This is a genomic window from Bradyrhizobium sp. NP1 (assembly GCF_030378205.1).
Taxonomy (GTDB): domain Bacteria; phylum Pseudomonadota; class Alphaproteobacteria; order Rhizobiales; family Xanthobacteraceae; genus Bradyrhizobium.
This window is the reverse complement of sequence record NZ_CP127385.1, coordinates 246,828-263,263: the sequence shown is the minus strand read 5'-3', so window position 1 is coordinate 263,263 and position 16,436 is coordinate 246,828. Positions and strand designations below refer to the sequence as shown.

Genomic DNA, 16,436 nt, shown 5'->3' with positions numbered 1-16,436 from the left:
ATCCGGCGCAAAGCCGCCATCTAAGGCCGGGATGGCGGATCGGGCCTGGCGCACCGAAGCCACTCAATCCCCTGACCTAGCCGTGCTAGAAGGGGGACCGGATCGACGAGATTTTTTCAGACGAGGACCCCGTGACCATCATTGAGCAGGGCGACGGATCGGCGCCGCAGGCGGCGCCCGATTTGATCAAGGACACCACCACCCAGACGTTCATGAAGGACGTCATCGAGGAATCGAAGCGCCAGCCGGTGCTGATCGATTTCTGGGCGCAGTGGTGCGGCCCATGCCGCCAGCTCACCCCGATCCTGGAAAAGGCGGTCCGCGCCGCCAAGGGCCGGGTCAAGCTGGTGAAGATGAACATCGATGAGCATCCGGCGATTCCCGGCCAGATGGGCATCCAGTCGATTCCCGCCGTGATCGCCTTCGTCAACGGCCAGCCGGCCGACGGCTTCATGGGCGCGCTGCCCGAGAGCCAGGTCAACGCCTTCATCGAGAAGCTGACCAAGGGCGTGCCGGCCGCGGGCGAGCCAGATATCGCGGAGATCGTGAAAGAGGCGGAAGCCGCGCTCGCCGCTGGCGACGCCGCGACCGCCGCCCAGATCTATGCCGAGGCGCTTGCGGTCGATTCCACCAATATTGCGGCGCTGGCGGGCCTTGCCAAATGCTACGTCGCCACCGGCGCGATCGAGCAGGCCAAGCAGGCGCTCGCCATGGTGCCGGAATCCAAGCGCAACGACGCGGCCGTCAAGGCGGTGCAGGCTTCGATCGACCTCGCCGACCAGGCGAGCGCGCTCGGGCCGGTGGCCGAGCTGGAGCGGAAGGTTGCCGCGAACCCGCTCGATCATCAGGCGCGATTTGATCTCGCGACCGCGCTGAATGCGTCGGGCAAGCGCGCAGAGGCAACCGGCCACCTGCTCGAGATCGTCAAGCGCGATCGCAAATGGAATGACGACGCCGCCCGCAGGCAGCTCGTGCAGTTCTTCGAGGCCTGGGGCGGGGCGGATGAAGCCACCGTCGAGGGACGAAAGCGGCTGTCGACCATCCTGTTCTCATAGGTCTTGCAGCAATCGGGGGCGCCAGCGCCGCCGATTTGAAGTTCCTGCAATGCGTGCCGCGAATTCGATAAGGAACTTCAAATCGAAAGCGGCGCTGCGATAGTCTGATTGCCAGTGCCCCTTTGTTTCCGAAGTTCGTATGAGGGGGTGCTGCGCGGGTTTACGAACTTCGGAAACGGGGCATCAGCGCCGCCGATTTGAAGTTCCTGCAATGCGTGCCGCGAATTCGATAAGGAACTTCAAATCGAAAGCGGCGCTGCGATAGTCTGATTGCCAGTGCCCCTTTGTTTCCGAAGTTCGTATGAGGGGGTGCTGCGCGGGTTTACGAACTTCGGAAACGGGGCACTGGGATGCCGATCAATGCCGAATATCGCGGGCCCGGCGAGCTTCCCGAAATCATTCCGGTGTTTCCGCTGCCCGGCGCGCTGTTGCTGCCGCGCGGCCAAATGCCGCTGAACATTTTCGAGCCGCGCTATCTCGCAATGGTCGACGACGCCTTCCGCGACGGCCATCGGCTGATCGGCATGATCCAGCCCGACGTCACCCATTCGAAGCAGCAGAAGCCGGTGCTGTTCCACGTCGGCTGCGCCGGGCGCATCACCCAGCTCGCCGAATCCGGTGACGGCCGCTACATCCTCGAGCTGACCGGTATCTCGCGCTTCCGCGTCGTTGAGGAAGTCGCGGCGCTGACGCCCTATCGGCAGTGCAAGGTCGATTTCTTCGCCTATCTCGACGACTTCACCGCGCGCAAGGGCGAGGAGGCGGTCGACCGCGAGGCGCTGCTTGCGGTGCTGACGGATTTCCTGAAGGCCAACAACCTCAAGGTCGACTGGGCCGGCATCGAGGCCGCGCCGAACGAGGCGCTGGTCAACGCGCTGGCGATGATGTCGCCCTACGGTCCGGCCGAGAAGCAGGCCATGCTGGAAGCGCCTGACCTGAAGACCCGCGCCGAGATCCTGATCGCCGTGACCGAGATGGATCTCGCCAAGAAGCGCACCAGCGGCGGCGACCCGCCGCTGCAATGAGCATGATCCGGAAAAGTGGGTACCGGTTTTCCGAAGAGATCATGCTCAATCAAAAGCCTGGTGCAGCGATTCAAAGCTGACGCGATCCCCCTTCAATAGCCGGCGACCGCCAGTCCCGCGACCGCCGCGAGCAGCATCCATCCGAAATGCCGGCCCCGCGTGCCCCAGGCATTGCCGAGCGCGCTGAAGGCAAACAGAACCGCGAACGCCACGATCATCCAGTGCCGGGCCTTGTCCGACTCCATCGAGGGTGTCGCGACCAAAAGCACGCCGCAGGCAATCCAGGCGACCGTCGGGATCTGCCAGACCAGGCGAAACAGCGTGCGCAGGCGCTCCGGCTGGATCGTCACCCGCGGGAACACCTTTGTTTCCGTGAGCACGCCGTGGATCAGCGCCACCGCGATGGCAAGAACGCCGGCACATTGCAACAGGACATCGCGCATGGGCACCTCCATACAGTTATGTATGGTAATACGTCCCCGGGCTGGCTCCTGTCAATACACCAGTGTATGGTGCGGGCATGGCGACCGATCAACTTTCCGCGCAGGACTGGCTCGATTTCGGCCTGAAGGTGCTGGCGAAAAGCGGCTTCACGGCGCTGAAGGCCGAGCCGCTCGCCAAGGCAATGGGCGTTTCGCGCGGCAGCTTCTACTGGCATTTTGCCGATATCGGCGCGTTCCACGCCGCGATCCTGGAGCATTGGCGCGAGGTCGCGGCCGAGCAGGTGATCGCGAGCCTCGACGCCGCCTCCGCCGAGGCCGATCCGCTGCTTCTGTTGCTGCAGCGCGCCTTCACCGGCAGGCGGGCGCTGGAGAAGGCGGTACGAAGCTGGGCAGCGGCCGACGTTTCCGCCCGCGTCGCCGTGCAGGCAATCGATCGCCGCAGGGTCGACTATATCGAGCGGTTGCTAGCCGCGCGCGGACCCGCGCCGGATGTCGCGCGCGCCCGGGCGCAGATCCTGTACTGGACCTTTGTCGGCTTTGCGCTGTCGGAGGAGGCGCTGCCCGAGAAGCGGCTGCCGGCGCTGCTCGACGAGCTGATGCGCGTCGCCATCGATGAGCGGGCAGGCGACGCGCCGTCTTGTGCTGTGCTAAGGGAGTGAAAAACCCGTGCCGGAGATCAGCCAATGAGCAACGTGCCCGAGCGCCCCGAAAACACCGTCGATCCGAAACTGCTGGAGATCCTGGTCTGCCCGCTGACCAAGGGGCCTCTTGAATTCGACGCCGCGAAGCAGGAATTGATCTCGCGTTCGGCCAAGCTCGCCTATCCGATCCGCGACGGCATCCCGATCATGCTGCCGGAGGAGGCGCGCAAGATCGACTAGACTAGAGCATGATCCGGAAAAGTGTGTAGCGGTTTTCCGCCCGACAAACGCGGAACGCGTTTGCGCGGAGATCATGCTCAATCAAGAACCTGAAGCGCGATGACGATTCAGCCTGATCTCGTCACGCTTAGGGCGCGGGCCAAGGCTGCAGCGCCACTTTGAATCCGTGACAGGCGGCCGCGCCGGTGCCAAACTGGCGCGCAACGGAGCGATGCGAAACATCGCTAAAGAACCAGGATTCCAGGGAGGAATTGCATGCTTCGCCGTCCGTGGCTGATGCTGTCGCTGGCCATTCTGGCCGTCTCGCCGTGGACCACGCCCGTCCATGCGCAGGCGGCCGCGCCCGACCTTGAGCAGGAGATCCGGCAGCGCGCGGCGGCGATCGAGAGCAAGCTGATCGCCTGGCGGCACGACATTCATGAAAATCCCGAGCTCGGCGAACAGGAGAACCGCACCTCGGCGCTCGTCGCCGACCATCTGAAGAAGCTCGGTCTCGAAGTGCGGACCAATGTCGCGCGCACCGGCGTGGTTGCCGTGCTCCGCGGCGGCAAGCCCGGACCGGTCGTCGCGCTGCGCGCCGACATGGACGCGCTGCCGGTCAAGGAGCCCGACGGACTGCCGTTCGCGTCAAAGGCCAAGGGCAAGTATCTCGGGCGCGACGTCGACGTCATGCATGCCTGCGGCCACGATGCCCACACCGCGATCCTGATGGCGACCGCCGAAGTGCTGACCGGCATGAAGGACAAGCTGCCGGGAACGGTGAAATTCCTGTTCCAGCCGGCCGAGGAAGGTCCGAGCCTCTATCCGGCGCTGACCGGCAAGAGCTGGGGTGCCAAGCAGATGATCAAGGAAGGCGCCTTCCAGGACCCGAAACCGGATGCGGTGTTCGGCCTGCACGTCACCTCCGCGCTGCCGAGCGGCCGCATCGGCTACCGCGCCGGCGCCGCGATGGCCAGCGCCGACGAGCTGCGCATCAAGGTCACCGGGCGGCAGGGCCACGCCGGATATCCGTGGCGCACGGTCGATCCGGTCACCACGTCGGCGCAGATCGTGCTGGGCTTGCAGACGGTCGTGAGCCGTCGCACCGACCTGATGAAGGCGCCGACCGTGGTCAGCATCACGACCATCAACGGCGGCAGCCGTTTCAACATCGTGCCCGACACCGTCGAGATGACCGGCACGATCCGCACCTATGACGCCGAGGTGCGCCGCGGCGTGCATCGCGACATTCATCAGGTCGCGGAAAACATCGCCGCCAGCGCCGACGCCAAGGCCGACGTCGAGATCATCGAGCTTTACGATCCGCTGGTGAACAACGACAGGATGACGGCGCGGATGGCGCCGGTACTTGCCCGCGCGGCCGACAACGACGCCGGCGTCGTCACGCCGACCGGCGCCGCCGAGGACTTCTCCTTCTTCCTCAATGAAGCACCCGGACTGTTCTTCGTTCTCGGCGTGGTGCCGCGCGACCAGGACCCGGCCAAGGCGGCGCCCAATCACAGCCCGAACTTCTATGTCGACGAAAAAGCCCTGGTCACCGGCGTGCGGGCGATGGCGATGGTGACGGTGAACTATCTCACCGCACCGGGCCTCGATTGATCTCTGCTCGCAGACCGGTCACAGCGCTTCGCCCTTGAGCAGCCGCGGCACTTCGCCTGACAGTCCCGCGGCCTGGCGGATGAACAGGCTCTTCAGCGGCGGCAGCCGGTCGACCACGCCGAGCCCGATGTCGCGCACGGTGCGCAACAGCGTCGATTCGTTGGAGAACAGGAAGTTCAGCGAGTTGGTGGCGAGTCCCATCGCCATGGTGTCGAAGCGCCGCCAGCGCTGGTAGCGCTCGAGCACGTCGGCCTGGCCGATGTCGATGCCGAGCCGCGCGGCATCGACCACGACTTCGGCAAGGGCTGCGACATCCTTCAGCCCCAGATTGAGGCCCTGGCCGGCGATCGGATGGATCACATGCGCGGCGTCGCCGATCAGCGCCAGCCGCTCGGCGATGAAGGAGCGCGCGACGAAATAGAAGAGCGGGAAGGCGCGCGGCTTGTCGAGCGCCTTGATCTCGCCGAGATGCAGGCCGAAGCGGCGCTCCAGCTCGTCATGAAATTCGCCGTCCGAAAGGGCCGTGATGCGCGCGGCCTCGGACCGCTTCTCGGTCCATACCAGCGAGGAGCGCTTGCCGGTCAAAGGCAGGATCGCGAACGGGCCGGCCGGCAGGAAATGCTCTTCGGCGCGGCCATGGTGGTCGCGCTCATGCCCGACCGTGACCACGATGCCGGACTGATCATAGTCCCAGCCATGGGTCACGATGCCGGCCTGCTCGCGCAGCCGCGAGCGCGCGCCGTCGGCGGCGATCAAAAGGCTCGCCGGCACAATGCTGCCATCGGCCAGCCGCACCTCGATGCCATCGCCGCCGGTGGCGTATGACGTCACGGCGGTCGCGCGCAGGTCGATGTGCGAGCTCTCCGCGCACACGACCAGCGCATCGATCAAGTGCCGGTTCTCGACCATGTGCGCAAAGGGCTCGCCGGGCTCGACGTCGCCGGTGAAGGTCAGGAACGTCGGGCGGGTCGCGTCCGCGAGCTTGGAATCGGTCACCACCATGTCGAGGATCGGCTGCGCCTTGTCGGCGACCGCCGGCCATGCGCCGAGCGTCTCGAACAGGCGCCGGCAGGCCGCCACGATGGCGGTGGCGCGCGGATCGCGGCTCGGCCGCACGGCCAGCGCCGGATCGGCGACGATGACGGGGATTTCGGGACCCAGCCCCTGGCGCAGCGCCACCGCGAGCGCGAGCCCGGCAAATGCGCCGCCACCAATGACAATGCTTCGCTGTGCGGTCATCAAAACCTGCTTACTCAATACGCTTGCTACTCAACTATAGCTGGGCGAAACAGGTTCTCCAAACAAGGTCTCCCTGTCATTCCGGGGCGATGCGTCAGCATCGTACCCGGAATCTCGAGATTCCGGGTCTGGTGCTCACGCACCATCCCGGAATGACGAAAAATGGAAAGCGCTTTTCGATGTCCAGGAGCCTGATCGATCTGCTTGCCATCCTCGACATCGAGCCGCTCGAGGTGAACCTGTTCCGCGGCAACAGCCCGAAAACAAGCTGGCAGCGCGTGTTCGGCGGCCAGGTGATCGGCCAGGCGATGGTCGCCGCCTGCCGCACCGTCGAGGGCCGGCTGCCGCATTCGCTGCATTGCTACTTCATCCTGCCGGGCGATCCGCAGATCCCGATCATCTACCAGGTCGAGCGCCTGCGCGACGGCAAGAGCTTTTCGACCCGCCGCGTCACCGCGATCCAGCACGGCAACGCGATCTTTTCCATCATGGTGTCGTTCCATGCCGACGAGCAGGGCTCGTTCGATCACCAGGAGACGATGCCCGACGTGGCGCCGCCGGAAAAGCTCACCGCCGAAGAAGTGGCCAAGCAGCCGATGTTCCGCGAGATGCCGGAATTCATCCGCCGCTATTATGAATCGGACCGGCCGATCGAGCTGCGCCCGGTCGAGCTCGGCCGCTATTTCGGCCAGAAGATCGACAACGGCCGCATCCATATCTGGATCCGCACCGCGGCCAAGCTGCCGGACGATCCGGCGCTGCACATGTGCGCGCTCGCCTATGCCTCCGACTTCTCGCTGCTCGACGCGGTGATGGCGCGCTACGGCCGCACCCTGTTCGACAAGCGCATGATGCCGGCGAGCCTCGACCATGCGATGTGGTTTCACCGCCCGTTCCGCGCCGACGAATGGCTGCTCTACGCGCAGGATTCGCCGAGCGCGCAATCGGGCCGCGGGCTGACGCGTGGCCTGATCTTCAAGCCCGACGGCACGCTGGTCGCCTCCGTCACGCAGGAGGGCGTGGTGCGCGAGCGCAAATGACGCTTATTTAATCGAGCATGATCTTTTCGGAAAACCGCTGCACACTTTTCCGGATCATGCTCTAAGCGTCCAGCTGCGAACCTCGCTGGACAAGAACAGTCTGCGACGCCATCCAGCCCATCATCCAGCGATACACCCATGGAATCGGGATGATGAAGGAGGCGGCGATGAACGCCACGATTCCACGCCAGAGAAATTCCAGTCCGGTGCCCCTGAAAATGATCTCGCGCCGCGTGCCCTGGATGTTGCTGCAGAACCACCGCGTCCAGGCCGCATAGACCCACGCCCAGCCGACGATGGTGATGATGGAGATGGCCGCAAGCAGGGTCCATCCAAGATAGCCCCAGATCGAGCCGGAGAAACTGAGCCCGAGCGGCTGCCCGTTCGACGCGATGTTCGCGATCAGCCATTTGAGGAACAGCCAGTACAACGCGATCTGAACCAGGATGATCAGGTTGTTGAGCAACTTGCTGCCGGTCAGGCCAACGACGATCGCAAGCACGATGGCCCCGAAAAACCATGGGACCACCGTCATCGCGGTACCGGTGAAGCTGAGATTTGGCCGTCCCGGCACCTGCACGCAGGGAACGATCCACCTCGTATACCAGACGATCATCCACGGGATCGGGATGACGAAGGCACAGCCGATCACGAACACGATGCTGCGCCAGACAAATTCCCAAATTCCGAAGTCGATCGACAGCGGTCCGCCATAGCCGCCAGCGCTCATCACGGCGCCACCCTGCGCGAGCGAGGGAGGGCCCGACGTCCCTGAGAAGAGGCCGGGGACGTCGCCGGCCTTCTGCCAGCCGGTCATGCCTTCGGCCCACACCAGCGTGTCCGGCCGGATGGCGCCGCGGGCAATCAGGTCGCGAAACTGGGCTTCCGGATAAGGCCCCTGCTGCTGGCCCTGCTGGGCATAAAACCAGGATCGTTCCGCCATGGCGTACCCCCTTGTTGTTCTTGTCAGCGCTGCCATCCCGCGGCAGCCGAATGCCGTGAATGGAAGCGGAACACATTCTGGCGGACGAGTGTGTCGGCTGTACAGAGATGCCGGCGACAGGGAGGCGGGGTTTTCCCGTGAAAGCTGCAAGTTTCTTGTGCCATTTGCCTAGAAAGATGCCAGATTGTCGCAGCACCTCTCGGCTGTGGCCCGCCAGCCATCGCGCTTGACCCAAGGAAACGAAGGCCTGACCATGAAACTCGTCGTCGCGATCATCAAACCGTTCAAGCTGGACGAGGTGCGCCAGGCCCTCACCGGCATCGGCGTGCACGGCATGACGGTGACCGAGGTCAAGGGCTATGGCCGCCAGAAGGGCCACACCGAGATCTATCGCGGCGCCGAATATGTCGTGAACTTCCTGCCCAAGCTGCGCATCGAGGTCGCCGTCTCTTCCGACCTTGCCGACAAGACCGTCGAGGTCATCACCGCCAACGCGCGCACCGGGCAGATCGGCGACGGCAAGATCTTCGTCACGCCGATCGATCATGCGCTGCGCATCCGCACCGGCGAGACCGACAGCGACGCACTCTAGAAACCGCATCATCGACCGCCGCAACGACGCCGCGAGCCAAGCAGACAGCCGGGGAATTTCATGGGGGCACCATCCACTCGTGCAGCGATGCTCGCTGCGCCTTTCGCCTGCGCCGCGCTCATCGCCACACCGACGCGCGCCTTCGCGGCGGCTTCCGAGATCTCGACCGCCGATACCGCCTGGATGATCGTCGCCACCGCGCTGGTGCTGATGATGACTATACCGGGGCTGGCGCTGTTCTATTCCGGCATGGTGCGCAAGAAGAACGTGCTTGCGACCATGGCGCAGTCGCTCGCCGCCGTCATGATCATCTCCATCCTCTGGGTGGCGTTCGGCTATTCGCTGGTCTTCGTCGGCGACGGCGCCTTTCTCGGCACGCTCGACCGCGCCTTCCTCGCCGGCATGGCGATGGACAGCGTCAATCCGGCCGCGAAGACGATTCCGGAAGCGCTGTTCATGCTCTATCAGATGACCTTTGCGATCATCACGGTCGCGCTGGTGGCGGGCTCGGTGGCCGACCGCATGCGGTTTTCCGCCTATCTGCTGTTCTCGGTCGCCTGGTTCATCTTCGTCTATGTGCCGCTGGCGCATTGGGTGTGGGGCGGCGGCTTCCTCGGCGCGGCCGGCGTTCTGGATTTTGCCGGCGGGCTGGTCGTGCATCTGTCCGCCGGCGTCGGCGGCCTCGTCGCGGCGCAGGTGATGGGCCGCCGTCACGGCTATGGCAGTGACAACCTGTCGCCGTTCGACCTGTCGCTGGCCGTAGTCGGCACCGGGCTGTTGTGGGTCGGCTGGTTCGGCTTCAACGGCGGCTCGGCGCTGTCGGCGAATTCGCGCGCGGTGATGGCGATCATCGCGACCCATCTGGCGGCCTGCGCCGGCGCCTTGACCTGGGGCGCGCTCGAATGGTCGAAGCGGCGCAAGCCCTCCGTGCTCGGCATGATCTCGGGCGCGGTCGCGGGCCTCGGCACCATCACGCCGGCCTCCGGCTTCGTCGCGCCGTGGGCCGGCATCGTGATCGGCGCCATCGCAGGGCTTGCCTGCTACTGGGCCTGCACCTCGCTGAAGAGGCGCTTCAACTACGACGATTCGCTCGACGTGTTCGGCGTCCACGGCGTCGGCGGCCTGACCGGCACGCTGCTGACGGGCGTGTTCGCCACCGCTTCGATCGGCGGCGTCGCCGGCCTGATCGACGGCAACCCGCAGCAAGTGCTGCTGCAGCTTTACGGCGTCGCGGTCACGCTGGCCTGGTCGGCCGGCATCACCTTCCTGCTTCTGAAACTGGTCAGCACCTTCGTGCCCTTGCGGGTTTCGCGGGAGCAGGAGCTGGAAGGCCTCGACATCTCGCAGCATGGCGAAGCGCTGCAGTAGCGCGCGGTCGTGGTTCGATCTGACGCCGCCGGCGCCTGAAGTCCAAATCCCCTGGAAGGGCCGACATTCTGCCATTCGCGTGAGCAGAATTGTGTCGGGACTCTGTCTTGCCGCCGAATTGAGCAGTCTTGACTAGAGTTTAGGCGCGACCGAATGGCGCAGGTGCCGCCTTTTGGGTGCGGGCGCGAAAAGGTCCGGATTCCTAGTCCGTTAGGCGGCGCCGCCGATCTTGGCACGGCATTTGATTCTAAGGGTCCCGGCTGTGACCGCGTCGTGAATTCTCTCCGCGTGGTGAACATCAGTCGACTTGCCCGGTCGTCGCGCCGGGCCCAAGCGGGGGACAGTACCCATGAAAATTGTTATGGCGATCATCAAGCCATTCAAGCTGGAAGAAGTCCGTGACGCCCTGACCGCCATCGGCGTTCATGGTCTCACCGTGACGGAAGTCAAAGGCTACGGCCGGCAAAAAGGCCATACGGAAATCTACCGCGGCGCTGAATACGCGGTGAGCTTCCTGCCCAAGATCAAGATCGAAGTCGCAGTCGCCGCCGACCAGGTGGACAAGACGATCGATGCCATCACCGCAGCCGCCAAGACCGGCCAGATCGGCGACGGCAAGATCTTCGTCATCAACCTCGACCATGCGGTCCGCATCCGCACTGGCGAGGCGGATGCCGCGGCCCTCTGATTTCGCGCAAAAAACCCTACCACTCAGGAGTAAAGCAAAATGACGTTCAAGCGTCCCCTCGCGGGATTGGCGACCCTTGCGGTCGGCCTGTTTGCCGCAACCGCGGCCTATGCCGAGCCGACAGTCAACAAGGGCGACAACGCCTGGATGCTGACATCCACCGTGCTCGTGCTGTTGATGACCATTCCCGGCCTTGCGCTGTTCTATGGCGGCCTCGTGCGCTCCAAGAACATGCTCTCGGTGCTGATGCAGATCTTCTACACGGTCTGCGTCGTGACCGTGATTTGGGCCCTCTACGGCTACAGCCTCGCCTTCACCGGCGGCTCCGACTTCATCGGCGGCTTCTCGAAGGCCTTCCTGATGGGCGTGACGCCGGATTCCAAGGCAGCGACCTTCTCGGTCGACGCCAACATCTCCGAGCTCGTCTATGTCTGCTTCCAGATGACGTTCGCGGCGATCACGCCCTGCCTCATCGTCGGCTCCTTTGCCGAGCGCATGAAGTTCTCGGCGGTGGCGCTGTTCATCCCGCTCTGGGTCACGCTGATCTACTTCCCGATCGCGCACATGGTCTGGTACTGGGCCGGTCCGGACGCGATCTCGGATGCGGTGAAGGCGCTGGCGGCTGCGGCTGACGGCGCGGCGAAGACCGCGGCGCAGGCCAAGCTCGACGAAGTCAACGCCGATGCCGGCTGGATCTTCAAGAAGGGCGCGATCGACTTCGCCGGCGGCACCGTGGTGCACATCAACTCGGGCATCGCGGGCCTCGTCGGCGCGCTCCTGATCGGCAAGCGCACCGGCTACGGCAAGGAGCTGATGGCCCCGCACTCGCTGACCATGACCATGATCGGCGCCTCGCTGCTCTGGGTCGGCTGGTTCGGCTTCAACGCCGGCTCCAACCTGGAAGCCACCGGCGGCGCCGCGCTCGCCATGACCAACTCGTTCGTCGCGACCGCAGCCGCGGCGCTGGCCTGGATGTTCGCGGAATGGATCTTCCGCGGTCATCCGTCGGTGCTCGGCGCGCTGTCGGGTGCGGTGGCGGGCCTCGTCGCGGTGACGCCGGCGGCCGGCTACTCGGGGCCGATGGGCGCAATCGTGCTCGGCCTCGTGGTCGGCCTGGTCTGCCTGTTCTTCTGCACGATCGTGAAGAACGCGCTCGGCTATGACGACGCGCTCGACGTGTTCGGCGTGCACTGCGTCGGCGGCATCGTCGGCGCGCTCGGCACCGGCATCCTGGTCAACCCGGCGCTCGGCGGCACCGGCATCATGGACTACACCGTGGGCAAGATCGCCGACTACGACTTCTCCGCGCAGATGATTTCACAGACCTGGGGCGTCTGCACCACGCTGGTGTGGTCGGGCGTCGGATCTGCGATCCTTTACAAGGTCGTCGACGTGATCGTGGGCCTGCGCGCCAATGTCGAGACCGAGCGTGAAGGCCTCGACATCACCGAGCACACGGAGCGCGCCTACAACATGTGAGTTCTCCCGAGGGCGCGACCTCGCGTGCAGGTCGCGCCCAGAACTACGGTTGGGGCACATACCCGGCAATGCCCTGGCCGTTGAGGGGCTCCGGCGCAAGCTGGAGCCCCTTTCTTTTTGCACGGCAGGCCTGCCAGGTCAGGCACAGCCCGCCGAATCCCGGGTCCCGTCTGGCGGACGCGATCAGGACCGATTCCCACCCTTCGGCAAGGGCAGGACCCGCAAAATCACCGCTGGCGCCGATGGTTAATCGCGTCTTAACCTCGCCCTATCTATGGTGATTTGATCCGTTCGCATGCGCGCCCGAAGAGGCGCGCCGCGACCCTTGAAAAGTGTTGGCGTTCCACCGATGGCCATGACCGCTTCATCCCGCGCGCCCGTGCGTGGCGGACCCGAGCAAAGCGAGCGATCGCCATTCGCGCGAACGGCCGAGCTGCTGGCGCCCTACACCCCGGCCAAGCCATTGATAACATTATCATTGGGCGAACCGCAGCACCCGGTGCCCGGCTTCGTCGGGCCGGTGCTTTCCCAATACATCGCCGATTTCGGCCGCTATCCGCTGGCCCGCGGCATCGAGCCGTTCCGCAAGGCGGCCGCGACCTGGCTGTCGCGCCGCTCCGCGCTGCCCCGCGCCGTCGATCCCGAAAGCGAGGTGCTGGTCCTCAACGGCAGCCGCGAGGGGCTGTTCTTCGCGGCGCTGACCGCCGCCCGCTATGTCGGCAACCGCCGCGGGTCGCCCGCGATCCTGATGCCGAACCCGTTCTACCCGGCCTATGGCGCCGGCGCCCGCGCGGCAGGCTGTGAGCAGATCTATCTGCCGACGACGCCGCAAAACGGATTTTTGCCCGATCTCGACGCGCTCGACGAGGCGACGCTGGCACGCACGGTCGCGATCTACATCGCTTCCCCCGCCAATCCGCAAGGTGCGGTCGCTTCGCCGGATTATTTCCGCAAGCTGAAGCAGCTCGCCGACCGCTTCGGCTTCGTGATCCTGAGCGACGAGTGCTACTCGGAGATCTACACGAGAAAGGCGCCGGGCAGCGCGCTGGAATGCGCCGGGCCTGATTTCGCCAACGTCGTCGTGTTCCAGTCGCTCTCGAAGCGCTCGAACCTGCCGGGCATGCGCGTCGGCTTCGCCGCCGGCGACGCCAAATTCCTCACGATGTTTCACGAGCTGCGCAACGTGGCCGCGCCGCAGGTGCCGGTGCCGCTGCAGCAGGTCGCGGCCGCAGCCTATGGCGACGAGGCGCATGTCGAGGAGAACCGCCGGCTCTACCGGATCAAGTTCGATCTCGCCGATCAGATCCTCGGCAACCGTTACGGCTATGTCAGGCCCGATGGCGGCTTCTGCGTCTGGCTCGACGTCGCGGCCCACGGCGGCGACGAGGCGGCGGCGATCAAACTCTATCGCGACGCCGGGGTGCGCGTCATTCCCGGCAGCTATTTGGCGCGGCCGCAGGCCGACGGCTTCAATCCCGGCGCGGGCTATATCCGGCTTGCGCTGGTTTCCGACAGCGAATCGACCGCCGAGGCGTTACATCGGCTGGTCGAGGTCTTGAGATAATCGCGGGGCGAGGGGCGCATGCCGGCGATCGAACGTGTCATTCCCATGGTCAACCATTTGCCGGCCTCGATCCGCGACGCCGTGGTGCGGCGGCTGCGCGAATTGATGGGGCTCGGCCTGATCGCGCTGTCCGGCATCGCCGCGGCGGCGCTGATGACGTGGTCGGTGCAGGACCCGTCGCTCAGCCACGCGACGTCGCGGCCGATCCGCAACATCCTCGGCTATGGCGGCGCGATCGGCGCCGACCTCCTGATGCAGATCCTCGGGCTGGGCGCGATCATGCTGATCCTTCCCGTAGCGGTGTGGGGCTGGCGCATGCTGACCCACCGCCATTTCGACCGCGAGGCGCTGCGGCTCGGCTCGTGGATTCTCTGCACCGTGATCGCGGCAGGCTTTGCCAGCTGCTGGCCGCATGGCGGCTCCTGGCCGCTGCCGACCGGGCTTGGCGGGGTGATCGGCGATGCGCTGGTGCGCGCGCCGGCCGTGGTGTTCGGACCGCCCGGCTTCATCTATCGCTTCGTGCTCGGCACCATCCTGCTCGCCGGCCTCGTCGCCACCTTCCTGGTCGCGAGCGGCATGGGCTCGCGCGAGAAGGAAGAAGAGCTGACGCCGATCGAGGCCAGCGATGCGCCGTTCGACGAAGAGGAGGGCGATCGCGGTTCGATCTCGCTCGGCTGGATCTTCCATGCGCTGATGAGCGCCAAGGCGCGGCTCGGCTGGCTGCTCGCCACGGCCTATCGCTCGCTGGTGTCGAGCGGTCCGCAGCCGCGGGGCATTTCCTTCGAACGGCAGGAGCCCAGTCTCGGCGGCGGACGCCCCGCCCCCTCGATCGCGCCCGAGGCCGATGCCGACGAGGAGATCGAGGACGAGGAGGAAGAAGAGGAGGATGCGGAGCCGGCGCCCCGCGCGCGCAAGAAGGCCGCGCCGCGCGCCGCCTCGAGGAAATCCTCGGAAAAATTCGAGCTGCCCTCGGTTTCGATGCTGGCGGCGCCGAAGGCCACTGATCGCCAGCCGCTTTCCAAGAGCGAGCTCGAGGCCAATTCGCGCGCGCTCGAGGGCGTGCTGCAGGATTTCGGCGTCCGCGGCGAGATCGTGAAGGCCAATCCGGGACCCGTCGTCACGCTGTACGAGCTCGAGCCCGCGCCCGGCATCAAGTCGTCGCGCGTGATCGGGCTTTCCGACGACATCGCGCGCTCGATGAGCGCGCTGTCGGCGCGCGTGGCGGTGGTGCCCGGCCGCAACGCCATCGGCATCGAGCTGCCGAACGGCCACCGCGAGAAGGTCTATCTGCGCGAGCTTCTGACCGCGAAGGAAGCCGTCGATTCCGTCGCCAAGCTGCCGCTCTGCCTCGGCAAGACCATCGGCGGCGACCCCGTCATCATCGATCTCGCGCGCACGCCGCACATGCTGATCGCCGGCACCACCGGCTCCGGCAAGTCGGTCGCCATCAACACCATGATCCTGAGCCTGGTCTATCGGCTGCGGCCCGATCAGTGCCGCCTGATCATGGTCGATCCCAAGATGCTCGAACTCTCCGTCTATGACGGCATCCCGCATCTTCTGACGCCGGTCGTGACCGATCCGAAGAAGGCGGTGGTGGCGCTGAAATGGGCCGTGCGCGAGATGGAAGAGCGCTACAAGAACATGTCCAAGTTGGGGGTGCGCAACATCGACGGCTACAACGCGCGCCTCTTGGAAGCGAAGGGCAAGGGCGAGGAGCTCACGCGCACGGTGCACACCGGCTTCGACAAGGAGACCGGCAAGGCGATCTACGAGAACGAGAAGCTCGCGCTCGACCCGCTGCCCTACATCGTCATCATCGTCGACGAGATGGCGGACCTGATGATGGTCGCCGGCAAGGACATCGAAGGCGCGGTGCAGCGCCTCGCCCAGATGGCGCGCGCCGCCGGCCTGCACGTGATCCTGGCGACGCAGCGGCCGTCGGTCGACGTCATCACCGGCACCATCAAGGCGAACTTCCCGACCCGCATCGCCTTCCAGGTCACCTCCAAGATCGACAGCCGCACCATCCTGGGCGAAATGGGCGCCGAGCAGCTGCTCGGCCAGGGCGACATGCTCTACATGGCGGGCGGCGGCCGCATCAGCCGCGTGCACGGGCCGTTTGCCTCCGACGAGGAAGTCGAGAAGGTGGTGCGTCACCTCAAGACGCAGGGCCAGCCGGAATATCTCGAAGCCGTCACCGCGGAAGAGCCGAGCGAGGAAGACGGCGCGGTGTTCGATTCCACCGCGATGGGCTCGGACGGCGGCGGCGACCTCTACTCGCAGGCGGTTGCCATCGTCAAACGCGACCGCAAGGCCTCCACGAGCTACATCCAGCGCCGGTTGCAGATCGGCTACAACCGCGCCGCCTCCCTGATGGAGCGCATGGAACAGGAAGGAATCGTCGGCCAGGCGAATCACGCCGGCAAACGCGAAATCCTGATTGAGGAAGAAGAAGGCGGTTTCTAGCAAACTGCCATGATTTTTTTCACGGAAAAACGATATCTCCCGCGCCCGAAA

The 16,436-nt window shown here is 65.4% G+C and carries 15 protein-coding genes; 12 read left to right on the top strand and 3 right to left on the bottom strand.

The features are described from left to right. The first annotated feature begins 131 nt into the window (after positions 1-131). Positions 132-1,055: a thioredoxin gene (trxA, locus tag QOU61_RS01235; protein ID WP_289656338.1), complete on the top strand. Its 924-nt coding sequence runs from the start codon at positions 132-134 to the stop codon at positions 1,053-1,055. A gap of 350 nt (positions 1,056-1,405) precedes the next feature. Further along, the gene (locus tag QOU61_RS01230) at positions 1,406-2,080 is read left to right on the top strand and encodes an LON peptidase substrate-binding domain-containing protein (protein WP_289656337.1); all 675 of its coding nucleotides are present in this window, start codon (positions 1,406-1,408) and stop codon (positions 2,078-2,080) included. A gap of 92 nt (positions 2,081-2,172) precedes the next feature. Here the strand turns inward: QOU61_RS01230 and QOU61_RS01225 are convergent, their stop codons facing one another. Next, the gene (locus QOU61_RS01225; protein WP_289656336.1) at positions 2,173-2,523 is read right to left on the bottom strand and encodes a hypothetical protein; all 351 of its coding nucleotides are present in this window, start codon (positions 2,521-2,523) and stop codon (positions 2,173-2,175) included. A 77-nt stretch (positions 2,524-2,600) separates the two neighbouring features. Here QOU61_RS01225 and QOU61_RS01220 point away from each other — a divergent pair, with 77 nt between their 5' ends. The 3 genes from QOU61_RS01220 to QOU61_RS01210 all read left to right on the top strand — a co-directional run bounded on the left by QOU61_RS01220 (position 2,601) and on the right by QOU61_RS01210 (position 5,003). Next, positions 2,601-3,182 carry a TetR/AcrR family transcriptional regulator gene (locus QOU61_RS01220; RefSeq protein ID WP_289656335.1) on the top strand — a complete coding sequence of 194 codons (582 nt, stop codon included), beginning with the start codon at positions 2,601-2,603 and terminating at the stop codon, positions 3,180-3,182. A gap of 24 nt (positions 3,183-3,206) precedes the next feature. Then, a complete protein-coding gene (locus QOU61_RS01215; protein ID WP_289656334.1) occupies positions 3,207-3,404 on the top strand; it encodes a Trm112 family protein in 198 nt (65 codons plus the stop codon). Positions 3,405-3,659: 255 nt separating this feature from the next. After that, complete coding sequence (locus QOU61_RS01210) at positions 3,660-5,003, top strand: amidohydrolase (RefSeq protein ID WP_289656333.1); 1,344 nt, start codon at positions 3,660-3,662, stop codon at positions 5,001-5,003. Between the two features lie 18 nt (positions 5,004-5,021). Here the strand turns inward: QOU61_RS01210 and QOU61_RS01205 are convergent, their stop codons facing one another. After that, complete coding sequence (locus QOU61_RS01205) at positions 5,022-6,242, bottom strand: ubiquinone biosynthesis hydroxylase (RefSeq protein WP_289656332.1); 1,221 nt, start codon at positions 6,240-6,242, stop codon at positions 5,022-5,024. Positions 6,243-6,421: 179 nt separating this feature from the next. Between QOU61_RS01205 and tesB the strand changes: the two genes are divergently transcribed. Beyond that, entirely contained in the window at positions 6,422-7,282 is an 861-nt protein-coding gene (gene tesB / locus QOU61_RS01200; protein WP_289656331.1) for an acyl-CoA thioesterase II, read from the top strand. A 61-nt stretch (positions 7,283-7,343) separates the two neighbouring features. Here tesB and QOU61_RS01195 read toward each other — a convergent pair whose 3' ends face one another. Continuing rightward, positions 7,344-8,225 carry a DUF4339 domain-containing protein gene (locus QOU61_RS01195; protein WP_289656330.1) on the bottom strand — a complete coding sequence of 294 codons (882 nt, stop codon included), beginning with the start codon at positions 8,223-8,225 and terminating at the stop codon, positions 7,344-7,346. Between the two features lie 253 nt (positions 8,226-8,478). Between QOU61_RS01195 and QOU61_RS01190 the strand changes: the two genes are divergently transcribed. The 6 genes from QOU61_RS01190 to QOU61_RS01165 all read left to right on the top strand — a co-directional run bounded on the left by QOU61_RS01190 (position 8,479) and on the right by QOU61_RS01165 (position 16,385). After that, entirely contained in the window at positions 8,479-8,817 is a 339-nt protein-coding gene (locus QOU61_RS01190) for a P-II family nitrogen regulator (protein WP_289656329.1), read from the top strand. Positions 8,818-8,877: 60 nt separating this feature from the next. After that, positions 8,878-10,185 (top strand): ammonium transporter, encoded by a 1,308-nt coding sequence (locus tag QOU61_RS01185; protein ID WP_289656328.1) that lies wholly within the window; start codon positions 8,878-8,880, stop codon positions 10,183-10,185. Positions 10,186-10,534: 349 nt separating this feature from the next. After that, complete coding sequence (locus tag QOU61_RS01180; RefSeq protein ID WP_289656327.1) at positions 10,535-10,873, top strand: P-II family nitrogen regulator; 339 nt, start codon at positions 10,535-10,537, stop codon at positions 10,871-10,873. A 39-nt stretch (positions 10,874-10,912) separates the two neighbouring features. Further along, entirely contained in the window at positions 10,913-12,352 is a 1,440-nt protein-coding gene (locus tag QOU61_RS01175; protein ID WP_289656326.1) for an ammonium transporter, read from the top strand. A 349-nt stretch (positions 12,353-12,701) separates the two neighbouring features. Next, complete coding sequence (locus QOU61_RS01170; protein ID WP_289656325.1) at positions 12,702-13,916, top strand: aminotransferase class I/II-fold pyridoxal phosphate-dependent enzyme; 1,215 nt, start codon at positions 12,702-12,704, stop codon at positions 13,914-13,916. Between the two features lie 18 nt (positions 13,917-13,934). Further along, positions 13,935-16,385 (top strand): DNA translocase FtsK, encoded by a 2,451-nt coding sequence (locus QOU61_RS01165; protein WP_289656324.1) that lies wholly within the window; start codon positions 13,935-13,937, stop codon positions 16,383-16,385. Positions 16,386-16,436: the final 51 nt, after the last annotated feature.